This window comes from Allosalinactinospora lopnorensis, assembly GCF_000981225.1.
Taxonomy (GTDB): Bacteria; Actinomycetota; Actinomycetes; order Streptosporangiales; family Streptosporangiaceae; genus Allosalinactinospora; species Allosalinactinospora lopnorensis.
In genome coordinates this window covers 27,210-39,531 of record NZ_LAJC01000025.1, presented here as the reverse complement: position 1 = coordinate 39,531, position 12,322 = coordinate 27,210, and the positions used below count along the sequence as shown (strand labels likewise).

The window sequence follows — 12,322 nt, the reverse complement described above, 5'->3', positions numbered from 1 at the left end:
CATGCTCACCAACAACCGCAAGCAGCGGTGGCTGCTGCCCACGGTGCTGGCGGCCATCGTGCTCCTCGTCATCATCGGCGCGTTCCTCTAACCGCACCGGCCGAGGCTCGCCGGGCCGTTTCAGGCCGCCGCGGCGGCCCGTTCCACCGCCACGGCGACCAGCGCCGCGTTGTTCTCGGTCTCGTTGCCGTCCGGGCCGCGCAGCGTGTCCTCCAGGCCGATACGGATGTCACGGCCCGTGGCGATCGCGGCGTCGAGCAGCGGCCAAGTGGTGTCGTCGGTTCCGTGCAGCATGCGGGGGAGTTCGATGCCGGCGTTGTCGAGGACGGCTTCGATGGCCGACGCGTTCCTCAGCGCCTCGCTGACAGTGGCCTGGGTCGGCTCGACCAGGACCGTGAAGAAGTCGTCCGCGAGCCCTGTGGCGGCCAGGATGCGGGCCGATTCGGCCGTCCAGACACCGGCCTCCACCCTCACCCGCCGGTCGATCAGCAGCCGCGCGATCTCCACGGAGCCGGGTTCGTGCAGGTTCACCGTCGCCGAGTCGGGGAGCCCGCCCCAGCGCTGCACCAGGTCGTATCGGCGCCACGGATCGGGCTCCGCGGAGAGGGCGGTCGTCACACTGATCGGCACACCGGGGATTTCGGCCCGAAGCCTCTTCAGCAGGGGGGTGATGACCTGAGGCTCCAGCGCCTCGGCCCCCGTCGCATCGCGCGGATGGACGTGGATCTCGTCGGCTCCGGCGTCGACGACTGATCGGGCGTCTGCCGCCAACTGCTCTGCCGAGACCGGCAGGGCCGGGTGCGCCCCGGGACGGCGATCACCGTTGAGACAGGCGACGATCCTCATGGCCATCCTCTCGCCTTGAGCGCCACTGTTGAGCGGAGCATGCCCACAAGGTGCCGGTCGCAAGCAATGAGAAGTTTCCGGGGATGCGAAGATAACGTGCATGAGGAAACGCGCCGCGTTCGCGGTATCGATCGCGTCCGCGGTGAGCGCGACGCTCGGCGCCGCCCCCTCCCCGGAGGAGTCGCCCGAGAACGAGGTTCCCGAGGGTTCGGAGGTGGCGTTCCACCTGGAGGATCCGCGGATCACCGAATCCAGTGGAATGGCGGCCTCGGAGCTGCACGACGACGTCTACTGGACGCACAACGACAGCGGCGACTTCCTCCCGGAGATCTACGCGGTGAACGGCGACGGCGAGACGAAGGCGACGGTCTCCCTCTCCGGCCCGGGGATGGAGGCACGCGACTGGGAGGCCGTCTCGCCCGGCGTCGACGACAACGGCGACCCGGCCGTCTACGTCGGCGACATCGGCGACAACTTTCAGGGCGCCTGGCCGGACATCCGCGTGTACCGGCTGACCGAACCGGCGGAGCCGGTCGACCAGACCATCGAGGTGGAGACGTTCACGTTCCGCTACGAGGACGGCGGCCGCGACGCGGAAGGCATGATGATCGACCCGCGCGACCAGCGCCTCTACATCGTCAGCAAGGAAGTCGCCGGCGGTGTCTACGCGGCCCCGGAGACCCTGGACCCAAAGGGTCCCAACGAGCTCACCCGAATCGACTCGGCGCCGTTGTACGCCACCGACGCGGCGTTCGCCTCCGACGGCTCCTACTACGCGATCCGCACCTACTGGGCGGTCACGTTCTACGACGCCTCCGACGGGGTGCCCGGCAGCAGCGTGGCGCACATCAAGCTGCCCGAGACGGAACAGGGCGAATCGCTCACCTTCGGCCCGGACGGCACGTCACTGCTCGTGGGCTCGGAGGGGGAGCGCAGCCCCGTCTGGGAGATCCCGGTGCCGGAGGAGCTTACGGTGGACGAGCCGGCCGGCGAGGATGACGATCCGGCCGCCGCCCCCTCCGAGAAGAGCGAGACCGGCGGCGCCTCCGGTCTCATCTGGGTCGGGGCGGCCGTGGCCGCCCTCCTCATCGGCGGGATCGTGCTGCTGGTCCGCAAGAGCTGAGACCGTCCCGGAAGCCGGGCGTGTGCGGGCCTCCGCTGAACTGCTCCGCCTATGTTCCGATACGTGCGCCACGCCGCGACAGCCGCGCTCGTCCTGGGAAGCGCGGCCGTGCTGGCCGCCCTGGTGATGTGGGAGGAAGACAGGGACGGAGCGTTTCCGTTCCTGCTCGGCCTCGCCCTGCTGGGGGCCGCTGCCACCCTGGTACCGGCGCTGGTCCGGGGAATCCGCACCCTGGTCGCGTCCACGCGTGGCAGGAAGCCCGCCCCGCCCGAGCAGCACCGGTGGGGCTTCCCGCTGGTCATCACGTTCGTGGTCGCCGGCTACTGCGGCTGGCTGTCCTGGGAGGTGTTCGGAACCGGCCTTCTCGGCGAGGCATTGCCGCTGCTGGCCGCCGGGGTACTGGTGGTACTGCTGGCTCTGGGCGCACACGCCTGCGCCGCCCGCAGACCTGCCGCCACCGAAAACGACCCGAGGCCGGTTCCGGCCAGCCCCGTCCGGGTCGGGGCGGCCACCGCCTCCGGCGCGGCCGTGGCGACGCTGCTGCTTCCCGCGTACTTCGCCGTTCCGGTGCTCGCCGTCGACACCAGCACCGCAGAGCCCCCACAAAGCGAACCGGCCGATGTTCCCGACACCGTCAGCGAGGAGGGCTGGCGTTGGCAGGCCCCTGACGGGACCCGGGTGCGTGACGCCGTGCGCACCGGCCCCGGCATGGTGGTGCTACTCGACGACAGCGTGGTCGCCCTGGACGGCCAAACCGGGAAACAACGCTGGCACCACCGGCGATTCGGGACGCAGACGCAGGACCTGATCACCGACGCGGGCGGGACGGCCGTTGCGGTGACGTTCCTGGCCGGTGCGGACACAGCCGACGGAGAGATCAAGCGCACGGTCGCGGTTTTCGACGCGGCGACCGGTGAACCCGGGTACAGCGAGACCGACCGGGTCTCCCGGCCCGGAACCAGGGTGGGCGAGTCCCTGGGGCTCACCCGGAACGGGATCGTGCTGCGTGGCGAGGACGGCGTCATCGTACTGGACCGGGAGGACGGCCGGGAACGGTGGCGGTGGACCGCACCCGATGGATGCTCCCTCGCGCTCTCTCCGGCCTCGATCGTCTTCGGCGACTTCGCGCTGCTCCCCGAGGCCGCGGCGCTGGCCATGTACTGCGGGGCCCCGGAGGAGTTCGACGACGCGCAGGCCGCGGGGAAAGGGGGGCGGCAGACCTTCACCCTGCTGGCGCTCGACGACCGGGACGGGGACGAACTGTGGCGTTTCGAGGACGAGCGGGTCGTCGGCTCCGTCGGCACGGACCTGAGCGTCTCCGCGGACGGCGCGGCGCTGGCCGTCGAACGCTCGATGGACGACAGCGACGACCGTTCGACGCAGTTCTTCGACACCGGCAGCGGGGAACCCGTTTCCGAGGAACCCTCGGAGTTCTCCGTCGCCAATGCCTGGACCACCCACGGAGGGCCGTCGAAGGACAGGGCGAGCTGGACCCGGTTCGACTCCGGCCACCACTTCACCGAGACGGGAGTCGGACGGGCGCCCGAGGGCGGTCCGCTGGAGTACGCCTGGCACCCCAACGACGGCGGCGACCCTCGCACCGCCGTGCTGCACGACTACTGTACGAACGACCGGGACGACGAATCCGAGTACTCACCGGTCCCCTACGGGCGGGCACTGGACGACGCCGTGCTGTCGGTGTGCGTGACGGGCGCGAACGATCCCGAAACGCTCGACTCGGTCGAGGTCTCGGTGGCGGCCGCCCCGTGGGGGTCCGCCGGGAAGCCCGACCCGCTGACCCTGGACCTCGACGTGGAGAACGGGAACGCCGGGGTCTACGACTGGCCAACCGAGTCCCCTCCGCTGTTCCTGGCCCCCGGCGCGGCGGTGGTGACCCTGCCGAGCGCCACCGAGGTGGTCGGGCTGCAGTGACACCGGGCGCCGCGAACCCGCCAGGCGCTCACTCCTGCTGCGTGAAGAGTTCCCGGGCCAGGAAAGCGTGCCGGGAGTGGTCGGTGAAGACGCCGTCGACCCCGGTCTCGAAGAATGCCTCGTACTCGGCGGCGAAACCGCCGTAGGCGTTCGGATCGTCGCCGGAGCGGAAGTTCGCGGGCAGGAAGTGGTTCTCGCTGCGGAAGGTGTAGGGGTGCACCAGCAGGCCGGCCTCGTGGGCGTCGTCGACCAGGGAGGTGGGCTCGTCCAGGTTGCCGTCGGTGTCGCGGCTGACGACCAGGTTCTTGGCCGGGCCGATGGCGTGGGCGAAGGAGGCCGCCTCGGCCAGACCGTCGGGGGTGAGGTAGCGCTGCCAGTGGTCCCCGGCGCCCATGAGGAACACCAGCGGCAGCCCGGTCTCCGAGAGCCTGCGCAGACTCTCGGCCTCGAAGGACTGCAGGAACACCGGAACCTCGGGGTCCGGACCGGCCAGGCCGTTCTCGCGCAGCGTTGCGATCAGCGGCGGTTCCAGGTCACGGCCGATCGAGCGGTGGTAGGCGGGGTGCTTGGTCTCGGGGTAGACGCCGATCGGGCGGGCGAGCTCGGTGGTGAGCTTCTTGGCGAGATCGATGATCTCCTGCAGGGTCGGGATCTCGTACTCGCCGTCGTGTGCCGTGTTGTCGGGGCGGATGCGCGGGATCCACTCGGTGGCGCGCAGCGTCTTGATCTCGGCGAGGGTGAAGTCCTCGGCGAACCAGCCGGTCGCCTCGGTGCCGTCGATGAGCCTGGTGGTCCTGCGGTCGGCGAACTCCGGGTGGTCCGCCACGTCGGTGGTGCCGGAGATCTCCGGCTCGTGCCGCGCGATCAGCCGACCGTCCGCTGTCGCCACCAGGTCGATCTCGATGAAGTCGCCCCCGTAGCGCGCCCCCAGCTCGTAGGAGCCGAGGGTGTGCTCGGGACGGTGCCCCGACGCGCCCCGGTGCGAGATGATCGCGATGCCCTCGGGTTCCCGCTTGTTCCTGCGCACAGCCGAATCCGTTCGTCTTTTCCCGCTCGTCCGACAAGCGTAGTGGCCGGCCCGGGTGTCCCGGCCCGGCCACCGCGGTCATCCGTCGACGCGGGTCAGGCCAGCTTGCCCACGACGTAGTGACGCACTCGGTGAGCGCCCGCACGTCGTCCGGTTCGATGGCCGGGAACATGCCGATACGCAGCTGGTTGCGGCCCAGCTTGCGGTAGGGCTCGGTGTCGACGATGCCGTTGGCCCGCAGGGTCGCGGCGACCGCCGCGGCGTCCACGTCGTCGGTGAAGTCGATCGTGCCGACCACCTGGGAGCGCTGCGCGGGGTCGACCACGAACGGGGTGGCGAACGCGGCCTTCTCCGCCCAGGTGTAGAGGGTGGAGGACGACTCGGCCGTGCGGCGGACCGCCCAGTCGAGCCCGCCCTGCCCGTTCATCCACTCGACCTGCTCGGCGAGCAGCATCAGGGTGGCCACGGCCGGGGTGTTGTACGTCTGGTCCTTGCGGGAGTTGTCCACCGCGGTCGTCAGCGAGAAGAACTCCGGGATGTAGCGCCCGCTCCCGGCGATCTCGGTGACGCGCTCCAGCGCCCTGGGAGACATGATCGCCACCCACAGCCCGCCGTCGGAGGCGAAGCACTTCTGCGGCGCGAAGTAGTAGACGTCGGTCTCGGCGATGTCCACCGGCAGGCCGCCGGCGCCGCTGGTGGCGTCGACCAGCACGAGGGCGTCGTCGGCGGCTCCGGGCACCCGGCGGATCGGGGCGGCCACACCGGTCGAGGTCTCGTTGTGCGTGAGGGCGTAGGCGTCCACGTCGTCCTCGGCACGAGGCTCGCCGTGTGTCCCGGGCTCGGCCTCGACCACGGTCGGCTCGGCCAGCCAGGGGGCGCCCTTGGTGACCTTCGCGAACTTCGAGGAGAACTCACCGAACGCCAGGTGCTGCGACCTGTTCCGGAGCAGGCCGTGCGCGGCGATGTCCCAGAACGCCGTGGTTCCGCCGTTGCCGACGACCACCTCGTAGCCCTCGGGCAGCGAGAAGAGCTCCGCTACTCCGGAACGCACGCGCCCCACGAGGGACTTCACGGGCTTCTGACGGTGCGAGGTGCCGAAGTACGTGGCTCCGGAGGAGGCCAGTCTGTTCAGTTGCTCGGGACGGACCTTGGACGGGCCGCAGCCGAAGCGGCCGTCGCTGGGCAGGATGTCTGAGGGAATCTGAATCTCGGTCACCTGGCCAAGCCTAGTGGCAGCGGTACGGGACAGGGGGGTGCGGGGTCCCGCGCGCCTCGATCCCGGACCGCGGCAGCGGATCCGCGCTCAGTCGAAACCGGTCTCCGCGAGGAGGACGGGCAGCGCCTGCGGGTCCCTGAGCACGGCGGCCACCAGGTGCCGGCGGGACCACCGGTCCGCCGCCCAGCAGAGGGCGCGGGCGAGGCCGTCGGTGGTCGAGGCGTGCAGGGCCGTGCCGTCGCAGCGCCACTCGGCCGGGACGCCGTCGACGGTGAGCTCCTCGTGGTGGACGTAGGTGAGTGCCGCGGTGTCGAGGAGGACGTTGACCTCCTCGGGGACCGGACGGACATCACCCGACGACGTGACCCGCCCCTCCACTTCCTCGCTCGCCAGCGCGAGGTCGAGAACGTCGGCCACGGGCACGGTGTGCTCGCCCGGGACGAGCACCACAGGGTGGTCCGCCAGCAGCGGTAGCAGGTCGGGGGCGTCGACGACGACGGTGTCGTCGGCGTCGGCCACCACGATCGCCCCGCCGCGCACCGCGCGCACGCGCTCCGGCGGCGTCACCCTGTCGGCGTCAACGCGGGCGAGCGACGTCCAGATCTCGCGCAGCGCCGTACGCTCCACGTGCCGTCCGGGGTCGGCCAGCCGCTCCAGGAGGTCGTCGGGACCGTCCGGTTCGGCGAGCAGCTCATCCAGAGAGGTGCGTACTCCGAGCGCCCGCGCGAGCTCCCCGTCGATGCCGGCGGGAGCCTGGTCGTACAGGCCGACGAGCGCCGGGGCGGCGTCGGCGGTGCGCAGTTCCGTCGGGCGCCGGCCGTCCAGCCTGGCGCCCGTACGGAGCCACCAGGCGGTGTAGGAGGGGACGTCGGCCACCTGGCCGTCGTCCCCCAGCACGCGGGTGGGTTCGGCGACCGCGGCGCGCAGCCGGGGCCCTGACAGCAGCTCCAGGGCCTGCGGCCAGCGGTCCTCCCGGACGAACTCCAGGTCGGCGACCGCGACCAGCTCGGGGACCACGGGCGGCAGCTCGTGGGCGCCGAGCCGCTCCATGACCTCCCCCGACCACGTTTCGAGGCCGTCGAGCTCGTCCATGCTCTCGGTGAGCGCCGAGCCGAGAGTGACGTCGTCGGCCCGGACCAGCGAGAAGGACCAGAGCACGCCGACCGCCTCAAGCGTCTCGGCGCCGTAGCGCTCCACGAGGTCGGCGGCGACGACGCCGAACGGAGCGGCGTCGGAGAGGATCTCCATGAGCGGGCTCGCGGGGAGCAGCAGTTCGCCGGCGACCGAGTACCCGCCTTCGTCGTCGCGCAGCGCCAGCTCGGCCAGCCACGGCGCGTCGACGACCGTCGTCCCCGAAGCCGATACCAGCTCCAGGACGGGGACCGCGATCTCGTCGGGGTCGTCGGCTTCGAGCGAGTTCTCCACGGCGGCACGGGTCAGCGGGTCGGTGAGAACCGCGGCCTCGTTCGCCTCGATCGCTCCGAGCCGCACCAGGAGCGGATCCACAGCCTGCGGGTGCACGATCCGCAGGTCCAGCGAGGCCAGAGTGTGCAGTTCGAGGGCACCGGCACCGAACCCGGCGCCGACCGGGACCAGCAGGGAACGCGGCCCCCGGACCAGCCGCCCGTCGACCAGCGGCACCGGGAGCGCCCCGAGCTCGTCGAGATCGGCCCCCTGCCGCCCGGCCGCGCCGAACGCCGCGTACAGCCGCGCCCACCACCGCGGCTCCCGGTCGAGGTCGGCCAGCAGGTCGGCCAGTTCCGCGAAGCCGAGGCGGCGCAGCCGCAACTGCGCCAGCCCGGGATGCCGCGGGTCCCACTCACCGGGAAGCGCCGTGGGGATCACCTCGGCCAGGACCGCGGCGGCATCGGGGCCGCCTTCCAGCACGACGGCATCGCGCGGGCGGACCGGTTCGCCCCGGGCGGTCGCCAGGAACGGTGTGTCGAGCAGCGGCTTGGTGATGGCGGCCCGGAACCTGTTGTCGAACTCCCCGCGGCCGACCAGGGTCACGGGGACGAGATCCAGGGCGGCGCGCGCGTCGAGCAGGCACAGCAGCTCGCAGTAGGAGTCGGCGGCCTCGGCGACGAGGGTCTCGGACGCCGGGCCCGGCGCGATGCCCCGGCGGTCCGGGCTCAGCGGGAAGGTGCCGATGAGCAGCGCGGGGAGGTCGAGCCCGGTGTCGCTCGGGGTCGGCGCGTGCACGACCGGGGTGACGCCCTCCGGCAGCCCGGCCGCCGCCCCGTCCGCGGTCACCGGCACCGCCCAGGTGAGCGTCCAGTCCAGGCGCGCACGCTCCTCAGTCGGACGGTCGGCGAGCAGCGAGGGGTCGAACCGTCCGGATCGGGCGACGGTGCGCCAGCGGGTGATCCGTTCGCCCGCCGCGTCGCGGACCCGGGTCAGCTCATCCCCGGTACCGCCCCCGGACTCGCGGGTGAGGACGCGTTCGCCGCTGTCCGTGGTGATCCGCACTTCGGCGAGGTCGGGCAGGGCGAGGAGCAGTGCCTCGCTGGTCTCGTCGAGCAACCGGCCCAGCCGGGTGCGCGCCTCCTCGTCCCGGAGCACCAGGGTGACCACGGTGGTGTAGTCGTCCAGTGGACCCGCATCGGCGCTGAAGGGCAGCCGGAGCAGCGGTACATGGCCGCCGCGCCGCCGGATCTCCTCGACGAGATCGGGGCGGGCGCGGCCGGATTCCAGCAGCTCCTCGCTGACCACGGAACGCGCGCGGTCGAGGTCGAAGCGCACGGCGCCGTCGCGTGAGGCCACGGTGACGTCGTCGCTCAGCGCCACAACGGCTGAGAACCCGACGCCGAAGCGCCCGGTGGAGCCCGGGGCGCCTTCGTCCCGCTTCGCCGAGGCGCGCAACGTAGCAAGGGACTCCACTCCCGCTGCCGTGAGCGGCGCACCGGTGTTGCTCGCGGTGAACACGGCGCCGTCCAGCGTCAGGTGCAGCCGTCCCGGTGTCCCCGCGCGGCGCGCGGCGTCGGCCGCGTTCTGCGCGAGCTCCACAACGACCCGGTCGCGGTAGCCGCCGAGCGCGTAGTCCTCCTCGGCGTTGGCGTCCTCCCGGAACCGCGCAGGGGCGTCGGCCCATCCGTCTAGCACACGTCGCCGCAGTTCAGCTGTGTTGAACGGATCGGCCAGTGTCGGGTCCATGCGGACTCCTCCCGGGTCGGTGCGCACCTACGGTACGCGACCGGTAGATCGTTAACGGAGCGATTTTCCACCGCGTCGGGGTGCCGTGGCTTTTCCAACCCGGCGCTGTCCGCTTTCCGCGACCAGCCGGTGGTCGCGGCATGCGCTTTTTCGTTCCGTTCCCGGTAAAGGCCGGGATGAGACCGTGCCGCTGGTCGCGATCGGCCGCACAATGTTCGAGTCGCCGCAGATGTCGGCTTCGCGGCCCCGCCCCTGCCCGTCTCAGCCGTCGGAGGAGACGAGTTCCAACTCCGTGGTGTCGTCGAAGACGATGTGGTCGTAACCCAGCTCATCGATGACCGGTGCGATCGGCTCGGTGTGCGCGACCGGCTGAGCGGCCTCGGAGTGCGCGCCGCAGCCGTGGTCCAGGGACACGACCCGGCCGTCGTCGGGCGCGTACTCGTTGGCGCAGACCCCGAACATCTGGCGGAACTCCCCCGCCAGAGGGGTAAGGAAACCGCAGGTCGTACAGGTGGCCGGCGCCGCCTTCGCGATGGCGCTGCCCGGTCCGGACTCGTCGTTGTACCAGCGCTCCGCGGCCGCCTTGCGGCCCGCCTCCGAAAGCACGCGGGTCCGGCCCAGGCCGAGCTCCCAGATCATCTGGTGATCGGCTCCCTCCTCCTCAAGCTCGCTTTCGGGCACCTGCGCGTAACCGGGCTTGAGGCGTTCGTCGTCCTCAGGGGTGGGCAGCAGGTCCCCGACACCGAGGTCGCCGGGGCGGAGGCGTTCCTTCCAGGGCACCCACTCCGGTGCGAGCAGCGATTCGGGGCCTGGGACCAGCGCGACTTCGTTGACCGTGACCACCTTGGCGCGCGCGGCGCGGACGACCGTGACGGCGTAGTGCCAGCCGGAGTAGGCGGGGTGCAGACACGCGAAGAGGTGGGTGACGAGGCGGTCGCACTCGACCTTCGCGGAGAGGTGTTCGCCAACCCACTCCGGAGACGCGATTTCGACGGCCGAGGCGCGGGCGATGTCGACCGCCTCGGTACATGCCTTGTCTGGTGCGGGGGAACGACGGCTACGGCTCACGTCTCCATTTTCGCTGATTACACCTACCGACATGACCATGGCCCTGATTGATAGGCGACCGTTACGCCAAGTCGGGGGCGTCACAACACCCCCTGCCCTGCAAATGTGACGGGTATCACACTCGCTGGCCGGGAGTGTCACCGTTGCCGCAACAGGGGAGCGGACATGAGCGCTACGCCTCCAGATCGTCGGCGACCACCCGCAGAAGCTGGGCGATCTTGGCCGCCTCCCGCCGGTCGGGGTGCTTCCCCCTGCGGTAGGTACCGGAGATGCCGTCGAGGAGCTTCATCAGATCCTCGACGATGACCACCATTTCGTCCGGCTTCTTGCGCATCGCCTTGGCCACCGAACGCTGGGCGTCGAGCACCTTCACCTGAAGCGCCTGGGCGCCTTTCCTGCCCTCGACGACGCCGAACTCCACCCGTTGCCCCGCGCGCAGGGATGTCGTTCCCGTGGGCAGCGCCGAGGAATGGACGAAGACCTCACCGCCGTCGTCCCGGGTCAGAAAGCCGAATCCCTTATCGCTGTCGTACCACTTGACCTTGCCGGTGGGCACGTGTGACCTCACGCTTTCGCCGTCGTACTGATAAGGAAGGAAGCCGGGCGAATCGGCCAGGTTCAACGCCGGGTGTCCACTTAGCCTCCTAGCGCCCCATCATCCCACAGAGGCGCTTTCAGGTTAGTGCTCAGCGATCTCAGCAGGCGAGCATCGAACGATGGTGAATCACCGTAAACAGCCACAAAAAATCGGCCATAACCGGCCGGCCCCTGGGAAGCGGCGGCGTCGGTCCCGGGACCGGGACTAATGGTGCCAGTCCCGGGACCGGACGAGAGGCTCGGATGCGGATCTCCGAGCCTCTCTATTGACGGCGATCCCAGCCACCGCAGGTTGCGGAGTTTGGGACGGGACCCGGCGGGACTGGAGTGCCGTCAATCCTGGCGCCGCCTTGTGGTCGCCCCGGCAAAAGGCACCCACCGCGCTCCCCTCGCCAATACGGAACGGAACGCGTCATCATCATCACCTGGGGAAGCCGCTCGCGACGCACAGGAAATCGCAGGCCAACCAGGATATTTCTCAGGGTTTGCCAGAAGATGACCGGCACGGCCCGTCTGGGAAGGCTCGGCCGCGGCCGTCAGATATCGGCGGAGCGCGTAATGCGCGTGATACGCACGGTCAGGTATACCGCGCACCCCACCGCTGCCAGCCGCAACCCGATCACCCCGGTGTCCATGAGTGAGTTCAGGATGATCTGGTCGATGTAGGGCGCCTCCCCCCGCCACAGCGTCATCCCGATGAGCGTGGCGACCAGCGGGATCCCCACCGCGACACGCTTGTCGAAGCGGGACCACACCTCGCTGAGCACCAGCAGCACCGCCCCCACGACCCACACGAAGACGATCTGGCCGATGATGCCGCTGACCAGGTAGACGGCGACGGTGAAAACCTCCGCGGGACGCGTCCGCGCCGCGGCCAGCACCCCCGTCACCGCCTCGATGGACGTCCCGCCCGCCGGCCTGCGCACCGCGGTACCGTCCGAGCCCCGGAACACTCCCCTGTCCGGGCCGCCCCGCCACGGCGGCGGTTGGCGGTAGGCGTGCCGCGGTACCGCCCCGCCACCGTCCGCCTTCTCATCCTCCTGGTCCCCCCCGTGGCCGGCGTCCTCGTCGGGATCCGCCGCGCACTCCCGTGCCACCAGGTCCGCGGGATCTCCGAGCTGGGCCAGCACCCGGCGGATCTGCTCAGGGTCTCTCGTACCGGCACAGGCGTCGTCGATGCGCGAACGCAGCTCGGCGAGATAGGCGGCGCGGCGCCGCGCCGACAGATACCCGTACGTGGCCTGGCCGACCCGCGACAGGTAATCCAGCACCGCTTGCTCAGCCCGCTCGGTCATAGGCCCATAGTGCCGCAAGATCGTCCGGGTTCTTCCGCGAGTACGGGGGTTTGACGTGCACCTGG

At 70.8% G+C, this 12,322-nt stretch carries 8 protein-coding genes and 1 pseudogene; 2 read left to right on the top strand and 7 right to left on the bottom strand.

Annotation, left to right across the window (positions count from 1 at the left end; all coding sequences use genetic code 11):
* Positions 1-120 precede the first annotated feature (120 nt).
* Positions 121-846 (bottom strand): 3-keto-5-aminohexanoate cleavage protein, encoded by a 726-nt coding sequence (locus tag VS93_RS11340; protein ID WP_046469920.1) that lies wholly within the window; start codon positions 844-846, stop codon positions 121-123.
* 100 nt (positions 847-946) lie between these two features.
* On the opposite strand from VS93_RS11340, the gene VS93_RS11335 reads away from it, so the two are divergent.
* Positions 947-1,969, top strand: coding sequence for a hypothetical protein (locus tag VS93_RS11335; RefSeq protein WP_046469919.1), 1,023 nt, complete (start codon positions 947-949; stop codon positions 1,967-1,969).
* Between the two features lie 51 nt (positions 1,970-2,020).
* The gene (locus VS93_RS11330) at positions 2,021-3,901 is read left to right on the top strand and encodes an outer membrane protein assembly factor BamB family protein (RefSeq protein WP_046469918.1); all 1,881 of its coding nucleotides are present in this window, start codon (positions 2,021-2,023) and stop codon (positions 3,899-3,901) included.
* Positions 3,902-3,929: 28 nt separating this feature from the next.
* On the opposite strand, the gene VS93_RS11325 is transcribed toward VS93_RS11330, so the two are convergent.
* The 6 genes and pseudogenes from VS93_RS11325 to VS93_RS11305 form a co-directional block, all read right to left on the bottom strand.
* Positions 3,930-4,928, bottom strand: coding sequence for a glycerophosphodiester phosphodiesterase family protein (locus VS93_RS11325; protein WP_046469917.1), 999 nt, complete (start codon positions 4,926-4,928; stop codon positions 3,930-3,932).
* A gap of 95 nt (positions 4,929-5,023) precedes the next feature.
* Positions 5,024-6,144 (bottom strand): annotated as a pseudogene (gene serC, locus VS93_RS28040) (phosphoserine transaminase).
* A gap of 87 nt (positions 6,145-6,231) precedes the next feature.
* The gene (locus VS93_RS11320; RefSeq protein ID WP_046469916.1) at positions 6,232-9,297 is read right to left on the bottom strand and encodes a sacsin N-terminal ATP-binding-like domain-containing protein; all 3,066 of its coding nucleotides are present in this window, start codon (positions 9,295-9,297) and stop codon (positions 6,232-6,234) included.
* Positions 9,298-9,558: 261 nt separating this feature from the next.
* Positions 9,559-10,365: a DUF3027 domain-containing protein gene (locus VS93_RS11315; protein ID WP_046469915.1), complete on the bottom strand. Its 807-nt coding sequence runs from the start codon at positions 10,363-10,365 to the stop codon at positions 9,559-9,561.
* A 172-nt stretch (positions 10,366-10,537) separates the two neighbouring features.
* The gene (locus tag VS93_RS32750) at positions 10,538-10,921 is read right to left on the bottom strand and encodes a cold-shock protein (protein ID WP_046469951.1); all 384 of its coding nucleotides are present in this window, start codon (positions 10,919-10,921) and stop codon (positions 10,538-10,540) included.
* A gap of 577 nt (positions 10,922-11,498) precedes the next feature.
* Positions 11,499-12,257, bottom strand: a complete 759-nt coding sequence (locus VS93_RS11305; RefSeq protein WP_046469914.1) for an HAAS signaling domain-containing protein — start codon at positions 12,255-12,257, stop codon at positions 11,499-11,501.
* Between the last annotated feature and the right edge of the window lie 65 nt (positions 12,258-12,322).